Source organism: Roseateles sp., from assembly GCF_965262435.1.
Classification (GTDB): Bacteria; Pseudomonadota; Gammaproteobacteria; order Burkholderiales; family Burkholderiaceae_C; genus Paucibacter_A.
Genome location: NZ_OZ253537.1, coordinates 5,542,452 through 5,562,789, shown reverse-complemented (window position 1 = coordinate 5,562,789; position 20,338 = coordinate 5,542,452). Strand labels below are relative to the sequence as shown.

17 protein-coding genes are annotated in these 20,338 nt (G+C 66.8%); 9 read left to right on the top strand and 8 right to left on the bottom strand.

The features are described from left to right. Positions 1-95: 95 nt before the first annotated feature. Entirely contained in the window at positions 96-875 is a 780-nt protein-coding gene (locus ACQY39_RS23855; protein WP_263565039.1) for a type III pantothenate kinase, read from the top strand. On the opposite strand, the gene ACQY39_RS23850 is transcribed toward ACQY39_RS23855, so the two are convergent. From ACQY39_RS23850 to ACQY39_RS23825, 6 genes are all read right to left on the bottom strand, one after another. After that, positions 876-1,667, bottom strand: coding sequence for a potassium channel family protein (locus ACQY39_RS23850; RefSeq protein WP_428510552.1), 792 nt, complete (start codon positions 1,665-1,667; stop codon positions 876-878). Between the two features lie 78 nt (positions 1,668-1,745). After that, on the bottom strand, positions 1,746-3,074 hold the full coding sequence (hslU, locus tag ACQY39_RS23845) for an ATP-dependent protease ATPase subunit HslU (RefSeq protein WP_428510550.1): 1,329 nt from the start codon (positions 3,072-3,074) through the stop codon (positions 1,746-1,748). Next, positions 3,071-3,655: an ATP-dependent protease subunit HslV gene (hslV, locus tag ACQY39_RS23840; protein ID WP_428510548.1), complete on the bottom strand. Its 585-nt coding sequence runs from the start codon at positions 3,653-3,655 to the stop codon at positions 3,071-3,073. Before hslV ends, hslU begins: the two co-directional genes overlap by 4 nt. 196 nt (positions 3,656-3,851) lie before the next feature. Beyond that, positions 3,852-5,762: a hypothetical protein gene (locus ACQY39_RS23835; protein WP_428510546.1), complete on the bottom strand. Its 1,911-nt coding sequence runs from the start codon at positions 5,760-5,762 to the stop codon at positions 3,852-3,854. 107 nt (positions 5,763-5,869) lie between these two features. After that, a complete protein-coding gene (gene dksA, locus ACQY39_RS23830) occupies positions 5,870-6,592 on the bottom strand; it encodes an RNA polymerase-binding protein DksA (RefSeq protein WP_428510544.1) in 723 nt (240 codons plus the stop codon). A 169-nt stretch (positions 6,593-6,761) separates the two neighbouring features. Next, on the bottom strand, positions 6,762-7,796 hold the full coding sequence (locus ACQY39_RS23825; RefSeq protein ID WP_263519111.1) for a CobW family GTP-binding protein: 1,035 nt from the start codon (positions 7,794-7,796) through the stop codon (positions 6,762-6,764). 214 nt (positions 7,797-8,010) lie between these two features. Here ACQY39_RS23825 and ACQY39_RS23820 point away from each other — a divergent pair, with 214 nt between their 5' ends. The 7 genes from ACQY39_RS23820 to ACQY39_RS23790 all read left to right on the top strand — a co-directional run bounded on the left by ACQY39_RS23820 (position 8,011) and on the right by ACQY39_RS23790 (position 15,804). Then, on the top strand, positions 8,011-8,814 hold the full coding sequence (locus ACQY39_RS23820; protein ID WP_428510542.1) for an HlyC/CorC family transporter: 804 nt from the start codon (positions 8,011-8,013) through the stop codon (positions 8,812-8,814). Between the two features lie 5 nt (positions 8,815-8,819). After that, complete coding sequence (gene lnt / locus ACQY39_RS23815) at positions 8,820-10,337, top strand: apolipoprotein N-acyltransferase (RefSeq protein ID WP_428510540.1); 1,518 nt, start codon at positions 8,820-8,822, stop codon at positions 10,335-10,337. 89 nt (positions 10,338-10,426) lie between these two features. After that, the gene (glyQ, locus tag ACQY39_RS23810) at positions 10,427-11,368 is read left to right on the top strand and encodes a glycine--tRNA ligase subunit alpha (RefSeq protein WP_428510538.1); all 942 of its coding nucleotides are present in this window, start codon (positions 10,427-10,429) and stop codon (positions 11,366-11,368) included. Positions 11,369-11,371: 3 nt separating this feature from the next. Then, positions 11,372-13,477, top strand: coding sequence for a glycine--tRNA ligase subunit beta (glyS, locus tag ACQY39_RS23805; RefSeq protein ID WP_428510536.1), 2,106 nt, complete (start codon positions 11,372-11,374; stop codon positions 13,475-13,477). Positions 13,478-13,540: 63 nt separating this feature from the next. Beyond that, positions 13,541-14,161: a D-glycero-beta-D-manno-heptose 1,7-bisphosphate 7-phosphatase gene (gmhB, locus tag ACQY39_RS23800; RefSeq protein WP_428510534.1), complete on the top strand. Its 621-nt coding sequence runs from the start codon at positions 13,541-13,543 to the stop codon at positions 14,159-14,161. Further along, entirely contained in the window at positions 14,161-14,973 is an 813-nt protein-coding gene (locus ACQY39_RS23795; protein ID WP_428510532.1) for a lysophospholipid acyltransferase family protein, read from the top strand. The genes gmhB and ACQY39_RS23795 overlap by 1 nt, the downstream gene beginning before the upstream one ends. Positions 14,974-14,988: 15 nt before the next feature. Next, entirely contained in the window at positions 14,989-15,804 is an 816-nt protein-coding gene (locus ACQY39_RS23790; protein WP_428510530.1) for a M48 family metallopeptidase, read from the top strand. 341 nt (positions 15,805-16,145) lie between these two features. On the opposite strand, the gene ACQY39_RS23785 is transcribed toward ACQY39_RS23790, so the two are convergent. Next, positions 16,146-17,291, bottom strand: a complete 1,146-nt coding sequence (locus tag ACQY39_RS23785; RefSeq protein ID WP_428510528.1) for an MBL fold metallo-hydrolase — start codon at positions 17,289-17,291, stop codon at positions 16,146-16,148. Between the two features lie 90 nt (positions 17,292-17,381). Between ACQY39_RS23785 and ACQY39_RS23780 the strand changes: the two genes are divergently transcribed. After that, the gene (locus tag ACQY39_RS23780) at positions 17,382-17,819 is read left to right on the top strand and encodes a MerR family transcriptional regulator (protein WP_102766072.1); all 438 of its coding nucleotides are present in this window, start codon (positions 17,382-17,384) and stop codon (positions 17,817-17,819) included. Positions 17,820-17,886: 67 nt separating this feature from the next. On the opposite strand, the gene ACQY39_RS23775 is transcribed toward ACQY39_RS23780, so the two are convergent. Beyond that, the gene (locus ACQY39_RS23775) at positions 17,887-20,316 is read right to left on the bottom strand and encodes an FtsX-like permease family protein (protein ID WP_428510525.1); all 2,430 of its coding nucleotides are present in this window, start codon (positions 20,314-20,316) and stop codon (positions 17,887-17,889) included. Between the last annotated feature and the right edge of the window lie 22 nt (positions 20,317-20,338).

Here is a 20,338-nt window from a genome sequence, read left to right as displayed (position 1 = left end):
CCTGTGCGGCCGAGGGTCTGCACGCGCGAGCAGCCCGAAACTGCTGGTAGGCTGCGCGCAATGCCACTGTTGCGTCTGCGGTCGCCCTTCTTGCCATGAGCTTTCTTGCCATCGATATCGGCAACACGCGCCTGAAATGGGCGCTTTACGCCTCGCCCCAGCCGGGCGCGGTGCTCTTGGCGCATGGGGCCGTGTTCCTGGAGAACATCGACCAGCTGGCCGACAGCGACTGGCGCGCCTTGCCGGCGCCGCACAGCGTGCTGGGCTGCAATGTGGCCGGCGATGCGGTGCGCCGCCGTGTCGAGGAACAGCTGGAGCTCTGGGACATCGAGCCGCGCTGGGTGGTCAGCAGCGCGCAGGCGGGCGGCGTCACCAATGGCTATGACCATCCGGGCCGCCTCGGTACCGATCGCTTCGTGGCCTTGATCGGCGCCCGCGCCCATGTGCTGGCGCGGGTCACGGCCGAGCGGCCGGCGCGCGCGGCCTTGGTGGTGATGATTGGCACGGCGGTGACGGTCGATGCGCTCGACGCCAGCGGGCGTTTTCTGGGCGGGCTGATCATGCCCGGCCACGGCATCATGCTGCGCGCGCTGGAAGGCGGCACGGCCGGCCTGCGCGTGCCCACCGGCGAGGTGCGCGAGTTCCCGACCAACACCTCGGACGCGCTGACCAGCGGCGGCACTTACGCCATCACCGGCGCCATCGAACGCATGCATCGCCACCTGCAGAAGCGCGAGGGCGCCATGCCCTTGACCCTGATGACCGGCGGTGCCGGCTGGAAGGTATCACCGACCCTGGACATCGAGCACGAGCTGGTCGACTCGCTGATCTTCGACGGCATGCTGGCGCTGCAGTCGCATCGGCTGGCGCTGTAGTCAGCCTGGCTCGCGTCGCTGGCGAAGCTCGTCTTTGAGCTCGGCCAGCTCTTGGTGCACGCTGCGCAGCTGCGCGTGCAGGTCGCGCAGGATGTCTTCCTCCATGCGCCGCTCCGAGGTCTCCACCCACATGGCCGCAATCGCCGCCGTGACCAGAGACAGCACGGCATAACCGAGCAGCACGACGAAGACCGAGAAGATCTTGGACGCGGCCGTGGTCGGCACGATGTCACCGAAGCCCACGGTGGCCGCGGTGGTGAAGGCCAGCCAGAGGCCGTCGCCCAGGGTGCTGGCACGCGGCTCCAAAGCCCAGAAGCCGACGCCGCACATGCCCAGCACCAGCAGGGACAGCAAGAGCAGATAGCCCAGGCCGCCACGCGTCACCCAGCTCTTGACCGCCCAGACCATGCGCAGCAAGGTCAGCATGGCAATCACCAGTCGGATGGCCAAGGCGGCCTGAGATTCATTGCTGGGCGGTATCAAGGCCGCCACCGGCAGCAGCACGACCAGACAGAGATCGAGCAGATTGCCTCGCAGGTATTGGCGCGGATGGCTGCATTGCCGTGCCACCCGCCAGAGCGAGGTGGTCACCAGGGCGGCGGCCACCAGGTAGATGGCCACGGCCAGCGGTGTGGGCAGCGATTCCAGCAGCTCGATGTAGAAGGCCGGAATCGTGCACATCAAGGCCACCAGCACCGGCCAGCGCCAGAACTTCTCGGCGCGCACGGCGCCGGCATTGAGGGCGCTGGGCCGGCTCAGGCCCCAGCTTCGGGTGGGAAGGCGGTGTGGCATGAGCCGCAGCTTAAGCGCCGCGCTGAGCCTGCGAATTGATGTAAGACAAGCTGCCGGGCCGAGCGGCCCGGCCTGGGCTTAGAGAATGAAGCGCGACAGATCTTCGTTGCGCGACAACTCGCCGAGCTTGGCATCGACCTCGGCCGCACCCAGCTGCACCGTCTGGCCGCCGAGCTTGGGTGCATCGAAGCTGATCTCGTCGAGCAGGCGTTCCATCACGGTCGCCAGGCGGCGGGCGCCGATGTTCTCGGTGCGCTCGTTGACGTCATAGGCGATCTCGGCGAGGCGGCGAATGCCTTCGGCCGTGATCTCCAGTGTCACGCCTTCGGTCGCCAGCAGGGCCTGGTATTGCTTGATCAGGCTGGCGTGGGTGCTGCTGAGGATGGCTTCGAAATCATCGACCGACAGCGAGCCCAGCTCGACCCGGATCGGGAAGCGACCTTGCAGTTCGGGGATCAAGTCGCTGGGCTTGGCCAGATGGAAGGCGCCCGAGGCGATGAAGAGCATGTGGTCGGTCTTGACCATGCCGTACTTGGTGTTGACCGTCGTGCCCTCGACCAGGGGCAGCAGATCGCGCTGCACGCCCTGACGCGAAACTTCAGCGGTGCCGGTGTCCGAACGCGAGCATACCTTGTCAATTTCGTCGATGAAGACGATGCCCATCTCCTGCGCGCTCTGCAGGGCGGCGGTCTTGATCTCGTCTTCGTTGAGCAGCTTGGCCGCCTCTTCCTCGACCAGCAGCTTGAGCGCCTCGCCGATCTTGAGCTTGCGGGTCTTCTTCTTGCCCGCGCCCATTTGCGAAAACATGCCTTTGATCTGCTCGGCCATCTCCTCCATGCCCTGGCCGCCCAGGATCTCCATGGTCGGTTTCGCCTCCAGCAGGTCGAGCTCGATTTCCTTGTCGTTCATGCTGCCTTCACGCAGGCGCTTGCGCATGATCTGGCGGGCTGTGCTGTCGGGGGCGGGGCTGCTGCTTTCGGCTTCCAGGCGGGCGGGGGGCACCAGGATGTCCAGCACCCGGTCCTCGGCGGCGTCCTCGGCGCGCAGGCGCTGGCGGCGCATCTGCACCTCGCGCTCCTGCTTGACGGCGGTCTCTATCAAGTCGCGGATGATGCTGTCTACGTTCTTGCCGACATAGCCGACTTCGGTGAACTTGGTCGCCTCGACCTTGATGAAGGGCGCGCCGGCCAGGCGGGCCAGGCGGCGGGCGATCTCGGTCTTGCCGACGCCGGTGGGGCCGATCATCAGGATGTTCTTGGGCGTGATCTCGCCGCGCAGCTTCTCGTCCACCTGCTGGCGGCGCCAGCGGTTGCGCATGGCGATGGCCACGGCCCGCTTGGCGGCGTTCTGGCCGACGATGTGCTGGTCGAGTTCGGAGACGATTTCTTGGGGGGTCATGGAGCTCATTCGAGCACCTCGATGGTGTGGTTGCCGTTGGTGTAGATGCAGATCTCGCCGGCGATTTCCAGCGACTGCTTGACGATCTCGGCGGCTGTGAGCGTGCTGTGCTGCAGCAGGGCGCGCGCGGCAGCCTGAGCGTAGGCGCCACCCGAGCCGATGGCGACGATGCCCAGCTCGGGTTCGAGCACATCGCCGTTGCCGGTGATGATCAGCGAGGCCGTGCGGTCGGCCACGGCCAGCATGGCCTCCAGGCGGCGCAGCACACGGTCGGTGCGCCAGTCGCGCGTCAGCTCGACGGCGGCCCGCACCAGATGGCCTTGGTGCTTTTCCAGCTTGGCCTCGAAGCGTTCGAACAGGGTGAAGGCATCGGCGGTGGCACCGGCGAAACCGGCCAGCACCTGGTCGCGGTGCAGCTTGCGCACCTTGCGTGCGCTGGCCTTGACGACGATGGTGCCCAAGGTGACCTGGCCGTCGCCGCCAATGGCGACCTGCATGCGGCCGTCGGGCAAAGGCCGGCGTACGCTGACGATGGTGGTGCCGTGGAAGGACGGCGGGGCGCTGTGGCCCAGGGAGTATGAAGAGTCCATAGCGGCTCCAGATGGGGCTGCGGGTCGCAGCTTTCAAGCATGCGACCCGCAGGTTTCAATCGTGGCTGTCGGTGCCGCTCGCCAAGAGCTGCGAGCAAAGCCCAGCGCAGCGGTTTTGGCTAGGCGGCCTAGCGCAGACAGTACGCGCAGTACGGCAAGCCAGGCCAACGCCGCCAGAAGGGCTTGGATCGCCGCTCTAAACGGTGCGGACCTTGATCTTGGCGTGCTCGTTGATACCCATGGCGGCAAAGAACATGGCCACCAGGCGGTGCGGTTCGCTGAAGCTGACGCTGCGGTTCTCGCTGCGGCGGCTGAGCACCCAGTTCAGCAGGTCGCCGGCGGCCATGAAGTCGAGGCGGATCAGGCGTGGGCAGCTGACATTGATGACGGTGGCCGCGCCGAGTTCGCCGCTCAGTTTGCGCAGCAGCTCGGAGATGTCGCCGCTGAGCTGGCCGCTGAGTTCCAGCTGCACGCTGGCCTCCAGGCCGGCCTGCTCGGTGATCTGGGACTCCATGAAGGAGGTCGAGATGCCTTCCTGCGTGGCCGTGCTGGTGGTCGGCCCGGTGGTGGACAGGCTGGTGCCGCTGACACTGACCCGGCAGCGCGTGCGCTCCCAGGATGGTGGCGAGACTTCATAGGTGACGCAGTAGTCGATGGCGGCTTCGTCGAACTGGTCCGGTCGGTTGACCAGGCGCAACGCCTCCAGGCGCAGCATCCAGAGTTGGGGGTCGACTTCGCGCACGCCAATCGGGGTCAACTCTTTGAGTGCCTGCAAGAAGGCCTCACCGGCCAACCAGCGCATATCGACTTGCTGGCCGGCCCAGCTGCGGAACAGATCGCGCAGCTGTACACAGGCCACCGGGTCAACCTGACGCGCCGCCGACCAATCGAGCACCCAGGGCATGGGCATGTTCTGGCAGCGCTTCTGCAGCAGGGCCACGGCCTCTTCGGTCAAGGCCTCGGGCGCCGCCCAGCTGATGTTGCTGGACTTGGCCATGGGCGCGCGGACCTGCTTGGCGGCCGCTTCGGCCACCAGCTTGGGCAGGGAGAACCACTGGGGTGCCGAGCGGCCGAACTGCTGGGCATAGGTCAGGGCCAGGGCCTCGAACTTGGCTTGCTGGCCAGTGGCGCGGTAGTGGTCAAACAGCACCAGCCAGGTTTCGCCGTCACCATGACGGCGGCCCCCCGAGCGGGTCAGCTCGACCAGGGCGCGCTCGCAGCTTTCGTAGTCGGCATTGGCAAAGGCGATCACGGCCTCGTCCAGCTCCGGGTCATGGATCAGCTCATGGACTTCAACCGGTGCTTTCTCTGCTGCCAGGAAGCTCAGGGCTTGATCCAGCACGGGCAGGGCGGTGGCTGGAGGTCGTGCAGCTGGAGCGGGGGCTGGCGCTGGCTTGGCGCGCTCGGCGGCGGCCGGTGCGGCTTGCCGGGCCGCCTTGGCGGACGTGGATTTGGCCGGCGGGAACGGTGCGGCCGGCAGGGCGCCGAGGCTGGGCAGGCGGCTCGGCTTGGCATCGGACAGCGGCGCCATACCGGCGCCCATGACCAAGGCGGCCGGGCCGGCCTTGCTGTCCATGCGCTCTTTCTCGGCGGCGCTGGCGAATTCGCTGACGCGGCTGATCCGGCTGGCGCCGGGCTCGGCCGTGATGGTGGTCGGCGAGAAATGCACCGGCCGGGTGCTGGTTTCGAAGAAGCCGGGCGGGTGCGTGCTCTGTACCTGGGTCGGCGCGAAGCTTTCGCCGGCCATTTGTTGTTCGATCTCGTCGATCTTGGCCTTGACGCCCAGATCGATCTTGGAATTGACCTCGCTGTTGCCGCTGGCGCTGGCGCGCTCGACTTCTTCCAGCTTGGAATTCGATGAGCCCAGGGCGGCCAGCTGCTCGGGGGTCAGGCCTTCGCGGCGGATGCGGCGCAGCATGTCGAGCTCGCGCTTGCGCACAAAGTCATTGCGGCGCTTGCGCTCGACCATGGCGCGCAGCTCGGCCTTGGCCTGGTCGCCTTCCGGGTCATCCTGGCGCGAGTTGATCTCGGCCCAGTCCGTGGTCGGGTTGGCCACAAAGCGCGCGACCTTGCGGAAGAAGCTCTCGCCGTCTTTCGGTTCTGTCATGCGCGCTGGACCTTGGCTGGATGGAGGGTGGTGTGGAGAGGGCGGCAGCGTCGTGAGAGCGCTGCGTGTGCAGGGCGGCAGGCAGCCGGCCCCGCTGGTGCCGCTCATCAGTCACCGAACATCTTCTGCTTCATTTCGCGACGTTGCTGGGCTTCCAGCGACAGCGAGGCGGTCGGACGGGCGATCAGTCGGCCCAGGCCGATCGGCTCGCCGGTTTCGTCGCAGTAGCCGTACTCGCCGCTGTCCAGGCGCGACAGCGATTGCATGATCTTCTTCAGCAGCTTGCGCTCGCGGTCGCGGGTGCGCAGCTCCAAGGCATGCTCTTCCTCGATGGTGGCGCGGTCGGCCGGGTCGGGCACGATGGAGGTGTCTTCGCGCAGGTGCTCGGTGGTCTCGCCGGCATTGGACAGCACACCGTTCTTCAGTTCGGTCAGCTTGGCGCGGAAGAACTCAATCTGCTTGGCGCCCATGTACTCGGTGTCGGGCATGGCCAGCACTTCGGCATCGCTGAGCTCGGCGCCGGTCTTGGTCTTCCAGGCATTGGCCAGCTTGGGGTCGGCCTTGGCGGCCTTGTTGTTGGAGTTCTGGGGGCTTTCGATCACGGGCGTATTCATCTGTCGGGTGGGCGGCTTCGGGGGGGCGAATCGGTCAGCGAAGCGGCTGTTTCCGGTCGGTGGGGGGGCGGCATCCAGCAAAGCGACCGCTGGCTGAACCCCTGCATCGGTCTTGGACTTGGATGCCGCCTTGCTGGTTTTGCTGCTTGGCTTGGCATCGCCGTCAGGCTTGGTGGCTGACGTCGGTGTCGGATGTGGGGCCTGGATCTTGCTCACGTTTCTCTCCTCGCTCCGGCAGTTGAAGAGGTCTCTGCCGGGCTAGATTGCAATCGGGATCAGCTGAATCGCTTTTTCGGGCGCCGCGGATTGTAGCCAGCTTGAGTGTGCGCCCAGAACGCCCGAATTAGGGGAGTTTTCCCCCAGCTCGTGAGCCGGCGCTGCGGCCTCAGGCCAGGCAGCCTTCCAGGCCTTGCAAGAGGATCTCCTTGGGCAGGTCGATGCCGATGAAAACCATTTTGCTCGTCTTTTTCTCGCCTGGCATCCAGCGTGGGCCGAGGTCGGAACCCATCAGCTGGTGCACGCCCTGGAAGATCACCCGCTTGTCCGTGCCCTTCATATTCAGCACGCCCTTGTAGCGCAGCAGCTTGGGGCCGTAGACCTGAACGATGGCGCCCAAGAAGTCTTCCAGCTTGGCCGGGTTGAAGGCGCGGTCTGACTTGAAGACGAAGGACTTCACGTCATCGTCATGGACATGGTGGTGCGGGTGGTCGCAATGCTCGCCATGCTCATGGTCGTGATCATGGTGGTGGTGATCGTCAATCTTCAGGAAGTCCGGGTCGATTTCCAGCTTGGCGTTCAGATTGAAACCGCGCAGATCCAGCACGCGCGACAGCTCCACTTCGCCGAAGTGCACGCGTTGCTGCGGCGCACGCGGGTTCATGTGCTTGAGGCGGTGGCTCAGGGCATCGACGGCGGCGCTGTCGACCAGGTCCGACTTGCTGATGAAGATCTGGTCGGCAAATCCGACCTGGCGGCGCGCTTCCTGGCGGCTGTCCAGCTGCTGGTTGGCGTGCACGGCATCGACCAGGGTCAGCACGCCGTCCAGCAGATAGGCCTCGGCGATCTCGTCGTCCATGAAGAAGGTCTGGGCCACCGGGCCGGGGTCGGCCACGCCGGTGGTTTCAATGATGACGCGCTCGAAGTTGAGCTCGCCGCGGCGCTTCTTGGCAGCCAGGTCGGACAGCGTGGTGCGCAGATCTTCACGGATGGTGCAGCAGACGCAGCCGTTGTTCATCTGAATGATCTGTTCCTCGGTGTCGGCCACCAGGATCTCGGTGTCGATGTCCTCTTCACCGAACTCGTTTTCGATCACGGCGATCTTTTGGCCGTGGGCTTCCGAGAGCACGCGCTTGAGCAGGGTGGTCTTGCCGGATCCGAGGAAGCCGGTGAGGATGGTGACGGGGATGAGACCTTTGGACATGATGGGTTCGCGCGCGGCGCTCTGCTAGAAAAACCAGCCCTGGATATGGGGGCGGGTGAATGTCCTGCAAGAGCCCTGTCATGTCAATCGGTTATTCTGCAAGCTTGTGTAACTACGACACGCAGTCCCAGTGTCTGAACCTCAGCCTAGTCGGCCCTCTGCAAATCATGCAAAAGGGGGCGAAAGAAAACCATCCGCTGTGCCGCGCGGCCTCATGGTGCGCATTCTGGAGTTTCTCCATCCCGGCCCGGATTCCAAGAGTGAACTGCTCGAAGCGCTGGCCGATGCCGAGCAGCGCGAGCTGATCGAGCCCGAATCGCGGCAGATGCTGGAAGGCGTGCTGCGCATGGCCGAGCTCAGCGCCGGCGATGTGATGGTGGCGGCGCCGCGCATGGATCTGCTCGATATTGACGCGCCCTATGACGAGTTGCTGGCGGCGGTGATCGATTCCGGTCACTCGCGCTTCCCGGTCTTCGAGGGCTCGCGCCAGAACATCATCGGCATTCTGCTGGCCAAGGACCTGCTCAAGATCCAGCGTGCCCCTGAGCTGAATCTGCGCGCCCTGCTGCGGCCGACCATCTTTGTGCCCGAGAGCAAGGGCCTCAATGATCTGCTGCGCGACTTCCGCTCTAACCGCAACCACCTGGCCATCGTCATCGATGAGTTCGGCAACACCGCCGGCCTGATCACCATCGAGGATGTGCTGGAGGAAATCGTCGGTGAGATCGAAGACGAGTTCGACGACAAGGACGGCGAATCCGGCATCTACACCCTTGCCGATGGCAGCCAACGCGTGGCCGGGGACACGCCCATCGTCCAGGTCAACCAGGCCTTCACGGTGGCGCTGGCGGTGGATGAGTTCGACACCATCGGCGGCCTGGTCGCCCAGGAGCATGGCCGGGTGCCGCGCCGCGGCGAGGTGGTCGAGCTGGCCGGCCTGCGCTTCGCCGTGATGTTGACGCGCGGCGGCTCGGTGCGCTGGTTCAAGGTCACGCGCATTCCCAAAACCGAGACTTGATGTTCATGCCTCACGACTCCCTCAAGGCCGCCCCCCGGGTGGCCTTTTTTGCGGCACTGCTGGCCGGGGTGTTGCACACCGCGGCCTTTGCGCCGCTCGACGCCTGGTGGCTGCAGATCCTGGCCCTGGCCGGCTTGGCGGCCTTGAGCTGGTCCGCCACACCGCGCCGCGCCGCTTGGCTGGGTGCGGGCTTTGGCTTGGGCTGGCTGAGCAGTGGTTTGTGGTGGCTGCACATCAGCATGCACCAGTTCGGCGGCATTCCCTGGCTCTTGGCGGCTCTCGCCGTGCTGCTGCTGGCGGCGTTTCTGTCCAGCTATTACGCGGTCATGTTGGCTTTGCTGGCGCAGCTGCGCCTGCGCACCCAGCCGGGCGCGGGCCTGCACGCGCTCTTGTTTGCCAGTGTCTGGCTGTTGGCCGAGTTGCTGCGCGCCACCGTGTTCGGCGGCTTCCCCTGGTTGGCCAGCGGCTATGCCCACACCACCGGGCCGCTGGCGGCCTGGGCGCCCTGGGTCGGCATCTACGGCATCTCGGCCCTGGCGGCGCTGGCCGCGGCGGCGCTTGCGGCCTTGGCCTTGCCGGCCGTGCGCGCCTGGCGGCCGGCGGCGGCCGTGCTGGGGCTGCTGACCGCAGCCGCGCTCTTGCTGCCGCAGGAATTCACCCGCTCCACCGGTTTTCTGAAAGTGTCCCTGCTGCAGCCCAATGTGCCGCAGGACCAGAAGTTCGACCGTGAGCGCATCGACGGCAATCTCGAGCATTTGGCCCAGCTGATCGAGTCGGCGCGCGGGCAGCTGGTGCTGACCCCAGAGTCGGTGGTGCCGGTGCCCATGGCCTATCTGGACCCCGACTACCTGCTCCGTTTGCAGGCCGCCTCGGTCGACCGGCCCTTGTTGCTGGGCAGCTTTCTGGGCAGCGAGAAGGAAGGTTTCGTCAACTCCCTGCAGAGCTTTGGCAGCCTGCCCAGCTACAACTATGGCAAGCGCCATTTGCTGCCTTTTGGTGAGTTCATCCCGCCTGGCTTCCACTGGTTTGTGCGTCTGATGGGCATTCCCATGGACGACCAGGCGCGTGGCCAGCATCAGCGCGCCTTTGCCGTGGCGGGCCAGCGCCTGCGCCCCTTGATCTGTTACGAGGATCTGTTCGGCGAGGACTTTGTCGCAAGCGTGCGTGGTCCCGAGGCCGCCACCGTGCTGGCCAATGTCAGCAATCTGGCCTGGTTCGGCACGCTGATGGTGCAAGACCAGCATCTGCAGTTCTCGCGCATGCGGGCGCTGGAGTTCCAGCGGCCCTTCATCCGCTCGACCAACACCGGCGCCACGGCGGTGCTCGACCACCGCGCTGAGCTCACGGCCCAGTTGCCTCCGGCCCAGGCCGGTGTGCTGGAAGCCGAGGTCGAAGGGCGGCAGGGCGAAACCCCTTACGCCCGTTGGCTGTATGCCCTGGGCCTATGGCCGCTCTGGCTTGTGGCCCTGGCACTTCCGCTGGCCCTGGCATGGCGGGCGCAAGCCGCCCGCCGCGCCTCGTAGAATCGGCCCCAAGCGATGGCGGGGCTGGGCCCCGCCGCATCCCACCACTTCTTTCTTGTCAGCGGCGCAAGCCCGATGCCATCACCTCTATGCTGAGCTTCCAGCACATCATCTTGACCCTGCAGGACTACTGGTCCAAGCAGGGCTGCGCACTCCTCCAGCCCTACGACATGGAAGTCGGCGCTGGCACCAGCCACACCGCCACCTTCCTGCGCGCCCTGGGCCCTGAGCCCTGGAAGGCCGCCTACGTTCAGCCCAGCCGCCGCCCCAAGGACGGCCGCTACGGCGAGAACCCCAACCGCTTGCAGCATTACTACCAATACCAGGTGGTGCTCAAGCCCGCGCCGGCCAACATCCTGGAGCTCTACCTCGGCTCGCTCGAAGCCCTGGGCTTTGACCTGAAGAAGAACGATGTGCGCTTCGTCGAGGACGATTGGGAAAACCCGACCCTCGGCTGCTGGGGCCTGGGCTGGGAGGTCTGGCTCAACGGCATGGAAGTGACCCAGTTCACCTACTTCCAGCAGGTCGGCGGCATCGACTGCAAGCCCATCACCGGCGAGATCACCTACGGCCTGGAGCGCCTGGCCATGTATCTGCAGGGCGTGGAGTCGGTCTATGACCTGGTCTATGTCGAAGGCAAGGACGGCGCGCCGGACATCAAGTACGGCGATGTCTTCCACCAGAACGAGGTCGAGCAATCGACCTACAACTTCGAGCACAGTGACGTCGATTTCCTGCTGACCGCATTCGCAGCGCACGAGAAGCAATCCAAGCACCTGATGGAGCAGCAGCTGGCGCTGCCTGCCTACGAGCAGCTGCTCAAGGCCGGCCACAGCTTCAATCTGCTGGACGCCCGCGGCGCCATCAGCGTCACCGAACGCGCCGCCTACATCGGCCGCATCCGCAATCTGGCACGCGCCGTGGCGCAGAGCTATCTGGAAAGCCGCGCACGCCTGGGCTTCCCCATGGCGCCGAAGGAATGGGCCTATCAAGTCATCGCCCAGATTGAAAAGAAAGCAAAGGCGGCCTGAGTCATGAGCGCGCACAAGAATCTGCTGATTGAATTGTTTGTCGAAGAGCTGCCGCCCAAGGCGCTCAAGAAGCTGGGCGAGGCTTTCTCCGCCGTGCTGGTGGACAGCCTCAAGGCCCAGGGCCTGGTGGGTGAGGGCGCGCAAGCGACCGCCATCGCCACGCCGCGCCGTCTTGGCCTGCATTTGACGCATGTGTCACCCAAGGCCGCCGACCGCGCCGTGCAGCAAAAGCTGATGCCGGTCGCGGTGGCGCTGACGGCCGAGGGCCAGGCCACGCCGGCCCTGCTGAAGAAGCTGGCCAGCGTCGGCGCCGACGCCTCGGTGCTGCCCCAGCTCAAGCGCTTGCCCGATGGCAAGGCCGAAGCCCTGTTCCTGGATCAGTTGGTGCCCGGCGCCACCCTGGCCGAGGGCTTGCAGAAAGCCCTGGACGAAAGTCTGGCCAAGCTGCCCATCCCCAAGGTCATGAGCTACCAGCTGAAAGACGGCTGGACCGATGTGAAGTTTGTGCGCCCGGCCCATGGCATCGTCGCCCTGCACGGCGCTGAGCTGGTGGCCGTGTCGGCCCTGGGTCTGCAATCGGGCCGCACGACGCGCGGCCACCGCTTCGAGGCCAGCGCGCCCGAGCTGACGATTGAAAGCGCCGACAGCTATGCCGCGCAGATGCGCGAGCAGGGCGCCGTGATCGCCGGCTTTGCCGAGCGCCGCGCCGAGATCGCGCGCCAGCTGCAGGCGGCTGCCGCTTTGCAAGGGCTGAAGCCCATCGAGGACGAGGCTTTGCTGGACGAGGTCACCGGCCTGGTCGAGCGGCCGAATGTGCTGAGCTGCCAGTTCGAGCCCGAGTTCCTGGCCGTGCCGCAGGAATGCCTGATTCTGACCATGAAGGCCAATCAGAAGTATTTCCCGCTGCTGGATGCCGCTGGAAAACTAACGAACCACTTCCTCGTCGTCAGCGCCATCAGCCCGACCGATGCCAGTGCCGTGATCCAGGGCAATGAGCGTGTCGTGCGCCCACGCCTGGCCGATGCGAAATTCTTCTTCGACCAAGACCGCAAGAAGACTCTGGCCGACCGGGTGCCAGGTCTTGCCAAGGTGGTCTACCACGGCAAGCTCGGTACGCAAGGCGACCGCGTCGAGCGCGTGCGCGCGATCGCTCGCGCCATCGCCGGCCTGCTGGGCGGCGGCGCGCTGACCGAGCAAGCCGACCAGGCTGCACTGCTGGCCAAGTCCGATCTGCTGACCGATATGGTCGGGGAGTTCCCCGAGCTGCAAGGCATCATGGGTGGTTACTACGCCCGCCATGACGGCCTCAGCGAGGCCGTGGCCTTGGCTGTGGAAGACCATTACAAGCCGCGCTTTGCTGGCGACGAGCTGCCGCGCAACGAGGTCGGCTTGGTCGTGGCCTTGGCCGACAAGCTGGAGACTCTGGTCGGCCTGTTCGGCATCGGCCAGCTGCCCACCGGCGACAAGGACCCGTTTGCCCTGCGCCGCCATGCCCTGGGCCTGGTGCGCATGCTCAGCGAGCGCGCGCCCACGCTGGCGTTGGACGCCTTGATCGAAGCGGCTGTGCCGGCCTTCGGTGCCCTGATCCAGAACCCCGCCGGCCCGCTTTCCGACTTTGTTTTCGACCGTCTGTCCGGCTCGCTGCGCGAGCAGGGTTACAGCGCCCAGGAAGTCGACGCTGTGCTGGCCCTGCGCCCGCAGCGCTTGGCCGATGTGGCCGCGCGCCTGACGGCCGTGCGCGCCTTTGCCGCCCTGCCGGAAGCCGCCGCCCTGGCCGCCGCCAACAAGCGCATTGGCAACATCCTGAAAAAGAGCGAAGAGCCGGTGCAGGCTCAGGTCAATGAGTCGCTGCTGGTGGAAGCCGGCGAGCAGCAGTTGGCTGGCGCACTGAAGAACGTCCAGCCCATCGCCGACAGCCTGTTCCACAACGGCGAGTACGCCGCCTCGCTGCGCGAGCTGGCAGTGCTCAAAGGCCCGGTTGATGCCTTCTTTGATGGCGTCATGGTCAATGCCGAAGACCCGGCCCTGCGCGCCAACCGCTTGGGCCTGCTCAAGACCCTGCACGAGGCCATGAACCGGGTGGCCGAGCTGGCGCGTCTGGCCTCCTGAGTTTTTAGCAACTCCACCCCTAAGCAGACAGGCAAGCGCATGCGTTCTGATCACAGCCACAGCATGAAACTGGTCATCCTGGGCCGTGATGGCACGCTCAACGAGTACCGCGACGACCATGTCAAATCGGTGGACGAGTTGGTGCCTGTGCCCGGTGCGCTGGAAGCGGTGGCGCGGCTCAACCATGCCGGCTGGCACACGGTGATGGCCACCAACCAGCCCGGCATCGGCCGTGGCTTGCTGGACATGGTGTCGCTGAACGCCATCCACATCCGGCTCAACCAGCTGCTGGCGGAGAAGGGTGGCCGGCTGGCTGCCGCCTTCTTCTGCCCACACACGCCCGAGGAGGGCTGTGACTGCCGCAAGCCCCTGCCGGGCCTGGTGCAGCAGATCGGTGAGCGCTTTGGCGTCGAGCTGCCCACCATTCATATGGTCGGCGCCAGCTTGCGGGACTTGCAGACGGCGCAAGCGGCCGGCTGTGTGCCACATCTGATCCGTGGTGCCCGCCTGGGCGCGCTCGATGACGAGCAACTGGCCAGTTTGCTGGCCACGGTGCCGGGCGCCAGGGTTCATGCCAGCCTGGGCGCTTTCGCCGAGAGCCTGATCCAGAAAGAGCGCCGCAGCAAGGCCGATGCGCGCGGCGAAGCCCTGGCCCCTGACACCGCTCCGGGAGCGCTGAACTGATGGCCTCGCCGCTGGCCAGCTTGATCGCGGCTCTGCGCTCGCTGCTGTTCGTGCTCTGGCTGACCGTGACGGTCGCGCCCTGGGCGACGGCCGTCTTGTTGATCTCGCTGTTTGCCAAGGGTGACCGGGTCTACTGGGCCTGCGCCGGCTGGTTGCGCCTGGCCATCCACAGCGCGCGCTGGATCTGCGGCGTGCAGTGGCGCATCCAGGGCATGGAAAACCTGCCCAGCCAGGCCGCCCGCCGCTCGGCCGTGATCCTGCTGCCCAAGCACCAAAGCACCTGGGAGACCTTTGCCTTCCCGGCCCTGATGTCGCACCCGCTGGCCTATGTCTTCAAACGCGAGTTGCTCTATGTGCCCTTTTTCGGCTGGGCCATGGCACGCATGGACATGATCCACATCGACCGCAGCAAGCGCGCAGAGGCTTGGGCCAAGGTGGCCGAGCAAGGCAAGCGCCTGGCCGCACAGGGCAACTGGGTCATCATGTTCCCCGAAGGCACGCGCACCGCGCGCGGCCAGAAGGGCGAGTACAAGACCGGCGGCACCCGCCTTGCCATCGAGACCGGTGTGCCGGTGGTGCCGATTGCGGCCACCTCGGGACGCTGCTGGCCACGCAAGAGTTTTCTACTGCGCCCGGGTGTGGTGGACATCTCCATCGGCCGGGCGATCGCACCGCAAGGCCGCGAGGCCGGCGAGCTGATGCGCGAAGTCGAGGCCTGGATCGAGGCCGAGATGCAGCGTCTGGACCCCGAGGCCTATCCTTCGGCGGCGGCACAGGGCGCGGGCCGATCTTCGGCCGCCTTGCAGGCCTGAGGCCTGTCGTATCCCATGCTCAAGAACCTCCTTCCCTTGCTGCAAGGCGCCCAGCTCAGTCTCTTCGGCCAGGAGCCGGTGCCGGCCCGCAGCGAGGCCGAGGTGCTGCAGAATCCGCGCGCCCAGCGCGAGCTGAGCCTGGGCGAACATCGTGTGGCCTACGAGCTCAAGCGGGCGCGTCGGCGCAGCATCGGCTTTGTCGTTGGCGCCCAGGGCCTGCGCGTCAGCGCGCCGCGCTGGCTGCCGCAGGCCGACATTGAACGCGCCTTGCACCACAAGGCTGATTGGATCCTGCGCAAGCTGGTCGAGCAGCGCGAACGCGCCCGCCGTGTCGAAGCCTCTCGCATCGAGTGGCGCGACGGCGCCAGCTTGCCTTACCTCGGCGCACCCATCACCCTGCGACTGGAGCCGCAGCGCAGCGGCGTGCAGTTTGATGAGGCAGAGCGCATGCTGCGCATCGGCCTGCCTTTGGCGGCCAGCGAGGAACAGCTGCGCGACACCGTGCAGGCCTGGCTCAAGCGCCGCGCGCGTGCCGATTTCGAGCCGCGCTGCCAGCGTTTCGGCGCCGCCTTGGGCGTGCAGATGACCCAGCTGCGCCTGAGCTCGGCCCAGACGCGCTGGGGCAGCGCCAGTGCCGATGGCTCCATCCGCCTGAACTGGCGCCTGATCCATTTCGCGCCGGCCATCATCGATTACGTGGTCGCCCATGAGCTGGCCCATCTGCGCGAGATGAACCACAGCCCGGCCTTCTGGGCCGTGGTGCGCTCGGTGCTGCCCGACTTCGAAACCGCCCGCGGCCGCCTGCGCGAAGAGTCGATCGTCAGTGAATGAGCGCGACCATTCACTCCGGATTCACTTGTTCACCTGTTCACTCGTTCACCCCGCGAAGTGAACAGGTGAACGGGTGAACGGGTGAACGGGTGAATGTGGCTGGCTCGCAGGGCCTATCCCTCTTTGGGGGGGCTTGTCCCCTAAGAGGGTGACGATAGACACTCTGGGCCAACGCTGTCATCACCCGCACCCAGTTCTAGATTCCATACGGCGTGGAATCACTCGCAGCCCGGCTGCCGAGGGGGGCTAAAAGGGGCCGAGAGTCCGCCATCCTTGACGCTGCCACTGCCGGCAGCCTCAGCGATGGCGGATTTCTTTTGGGCGCAGCGCTTCGGGCTGGTTCAGGTTTTGGGTGCCGCCGCTGGCGTGGCCAGGGTGCTGAAGCGGTAGATGCCGTCGGCGCCGCGCTCGCGGCGCAGCTGGCCGCCCAGCCAGAGCGAGTTCAGGTGGGCCACCGATTCGCCCATGGCGAAGGTGGTCTGGTGCAGGTCCAGCTTGCGCTTGAACAGCAGCTCCAGCAGCTCGGCCGCATGGCAGGGCTTGTCGGCGCAGGCCTGGCGCACATCGGCCAGGCGCTCGACATGGTGCTCCTGCAACTGCTCGATGCGCGCATGCAGCCCGCGGAAGGGCAGGCCATGGGCCGGCAGCACCAAGGTGTCGGTCGGCAGACTGAGCAGGCGCTGCAGCGAGTCGAGGTAGAGGCGCAGCGGGTCGGCCTCGGGCTCGACATCGACAACCGAGACGTTGGTCGAGATGCGCGGCAGCACCATATCGCCCGAGATCATCAGGCCGAGTGCGGCGCAGTAGAGGCTGATGTGCTCGGGCGCATGGCCGTAGCCGACCAGGCATTGCCAGCTCTGGCCGCCGATCTGCAAGGTCTTGCCGCCCATCAGGCGGCGAAAGCTGGCCGGCACTTGCGGCACCATGCTCGGGTAGTAGCTGCTGCGAGCGCGGATCTTGGTCAAGGCCTCCGGGTCGCTCAGGCCATGGCTGGCGAAGAAGGCCGCGGCGGTTTCGCCGCCCATGCCCACGGTCGAGCCGCTGGCCAGGCGGGCCAGGTGAAAGTCGGTGGCGCTGATCCACAGCCGGCATTCGTGATGCGCCGGCAGGCCCGGCGCCACGGCGCCGCTCCAGCGCTGGCAGAGCCAGTGGGCCAGGCCGATGTGGTCGGGGTGGAAGTGGGTAACCATCACTCGCAGCACTGGCAAGCCTTCGAGTTGATCCGCAAAGATGGCCTCCCAGTTCGCCTGCGTCGCTTCATTGGCCACGCCGCAATCGACGATGGTCCAGCCTTGGACCTTGGTGCCCATGGCTTCACCCGTGCCGTCGATCTCGTCGCGCAGCAGCCAGAGGTTGATGTGGTCCAGCGCAAACGGCAGGCCCATGCGCAGCCAGCGCACGCCGGGCGCCAGCTCGATCAGCTCGCCCGGGCCGGGGCGGGCTTCACCGAGCGGGTAGTGCAGTTCCGATTCGCGGGGATTGGCCATGGTGTTTCGCTTGGGGCTAGAAGGGGGCGGGCAAGGCCGGACTCGGGCCAGCCTCGCAGGTGCATAGAATTGCCGCTTACGTCAACGTCAATGCGAGCGAGCCCCAGTTTAGCCATGAGCACCGTCACCCCACCGAATGCCGCGAGCGAGGGTGCCCGCCAGTTCACCATCACCGAGCTGGCCCATGAGTTCGACATCACCCCGCGGGCCATTCGTTTTTATGAAGACATGGGCCTGCTCGAGCCCTCGCGCGCCGGCCGCAACCGCGTCTACACCCACCGCGACCGCACCCGCCTCAAGCTGACCCTGCGCGGCAAGCGCCTGGGTCTGAGCTTGCAGGAGATCAAGCAACTGGTCGATATGTACGACGCCTCCAGCGGCGCTGCGCCGCAGCTGCGCGCATTTCTTGAGGTGCTGCAGCAGCACCGCCGACAGCTCGAGCAGCAGTTGGACGATATTGAGGTCACCCTGGCTGAGATCGCCCAGCACGAGGACCGTTGCAAGAGCCTGCTCAAGCAGGTCAAGTAAGAGCCAGCACGAAGAGAAAAGGGCCGCATGTCAGTGGCCCTTGATCCAACGATAACGGCGTATTCACTCAGCTCTTCAAGGCCAGCACCGGCCGCATGGCCATGGCCTTCAAGCCATGGTGCAGGCTGGCGATCAAGCTCACCAAGAGCAGGCCCAGCAGGGCCAGGGCTTGCGGCCACAAGCCCATGGCTGCCCGGTCGGCAAACTGGCTCAGATAGCTCTGGCCCAGGAACCAGGACAGCGGCAGGGCCAGCAGTGCAGCGATCAGCAGCAGGCCGGCGAACTCGCGCAGCAGCCGGGTCAGGGCCTGGCGCGGCGAGGCGCCGTAGAGCTTGCGCAGCACCAACTCGCGCGCATGGCGCTGCACCAGATAGGCCGCCAGCGCATAGACGCCGAAGCCCGCCAGGGCCAGGGCCAGCACGCTGCTGGCCGTGACCAGCTCGGCCAAGCGCAGATCGGCGCGGTAGGGCTCCTGCATGGCCTCTTCCACCGCTTCCAGCTGCAAGGGTTGATCCGGCACATAGCGCGTCCAGATCGGCGCGATGAAGGCCTCGGCCCGCGCCAGGCTGGCGGCTTCACCATCGCGCAGGCGCAGATTGAGCACCCAGGCGCCGCGCCCTGTGGCCAGCACCTGCTCGCTGGTCTTGAGCGCGAAGGCATGGGGCTGGCTGGGTTGGCGCGTGTTCTCCAGCACCTGCCGTGGCACCACGGCGGCAACGCGCCAGCTCTGCTGACGCTGGCCCAAGCCGGTGTAGGCGAAGCGCAGTTCCTGACCCAAAGCCTCAGCGGGCTGGTTCCAGCCCATGGCGCGCAGTGCCGGCAGGTCCAGCACCGCGGTGTCCTGCGTGCCCGCACGCAGCTCGCCGCTCAGCAGGGGGATGCGGTAGAGCGCAAAGAAGTCGGCATCGACATGGATGACACGCAGCTTGCTGGCTTCTCCGGCTTGGCCCTCGCGCAGAAAGCCGCCCTCGCGCTCGATTCGACCGCTGCCGGGCACGCTGTCGCTCCAGGCCAGGGCCTGCACCTCGGGGCGCTGAGCCAGGGCCTGGCGCAGGTCTTCCGCCAGGGCCGGGCTGGCGCCATCGGGCATGCGCAGGGCTAGCACGCCGTGGGGGTCAAAGCCCAGCTCACGCGCCAGCACATGGCGGTTCTGCAAGCTCAGGACCAAGGCCAGGCTGCTGGCCAGCAGGGCCACGCCGAACTGCAGCACCGTCAGCGTGCGGCGCAGCCAGCGGCCGGAGGTGCCTTCGCTGGCCTGCCGGCCCTGCAGGGCGGCGGCCGCACTCTGCCGCCAGGCCAGCCAGGCCGGGTAGAGGCAGACCATGCCGCCCAGCAGCGTGCAGCCAGCTGCCAGACCCAGCAGGGGCAAGGCTTGCAGGAGGCTGTCCGGCACCGGCAGCTGCAGCACGCCGGCCAGCCAGGGCACCATCAGCCAGGCCAGCAGCACCGCCAGCGCGGCCGCCAGCGCGATGCTCAGCTGCGCCTCGGCCGCGAACTGCAGCAGCAGTCGCAGGGGGCCCAGGCCCAGGCTTTTGCGCACGGCGATCTCGCGTTGGCGCTGCAGCGTGCGCACGCTGCTGAGGTTGATGAAATTGAGCAGGGCCAGGCTCAGCAGCAAGGCCGCCACCCCGCCCAGGGCCAGCAAGGCCTGCACGCGCAGGCGGCCCTCGCGGCCCTCGAAGGGCAGGCGGGTGATGGGCAGGGCGCGCATGAAAGCGGCCTTGCGGCCTCCGGCCGTCCAGTCCGGCGGCAGCATCTTCATGATGGGGCTGGCGTCGAGCAGGGCTTGCGCCAGCGTGCCGATCTGCTCGGCGCTGGCGCCGGGTGCCAGGCGGCCGTAGATCCGCCCGGTGATCTGGAACCAGGCGCTGCGCATCTCTTCGTCCAGCTCGGCGGCGGGCGAGTTGAAGCCGACGAAAGCCGGCTCGCGCAGCGTGCTCTGCGAGCCGGCATCGGGCAGCAGGGCGCAGACGTTGAGCGGGTGCTTGCCGGCACGGAGCACGCGGCCCAGTGCCCGCTGCTCGCCGAAGAGCTGGCGGGCCAGGCTCTGGCGCAGGACGATGGTGTCGGGCCGGGCCAGGCAGGCCCGCAGATCGCCCTGCAGGCTGCGCAGGCCGAACAGCTCGACGGCGCTGGCGTCCAGGGCCAGCACGGCGCTGCGCTGCTGGCGCTCGCCCACGTGCAAGGTCAGCCAGTCGCTGCTGCTGCGGCTCAAGTGCTGGAGCGGCGCGCCGGATTTCTGCAGCGCCTCGTGCAGGGCAAAGGGCGCACCCAGAAACCAGTCTTCCTGGCGGCCCGGCATATTGCCGTGGAAATCGAGCATCACGATGCGCTCGGGTTCCTGCAGCGCCGGGTCGGGCCGGTAGCGCTCGCCCAGCATCACCGCCAGCAGGTAGCTCGCGGCCAGGGCCAGGGCCAGGCCCAAGATCAGCACCGAGGCATTGAAAGGGTCGGCCCGCAGCTGACGGGCCGCCACACGAAGGTCCAGAAAGCGCATGGTGCGGCGGCCTCCTTCAGTC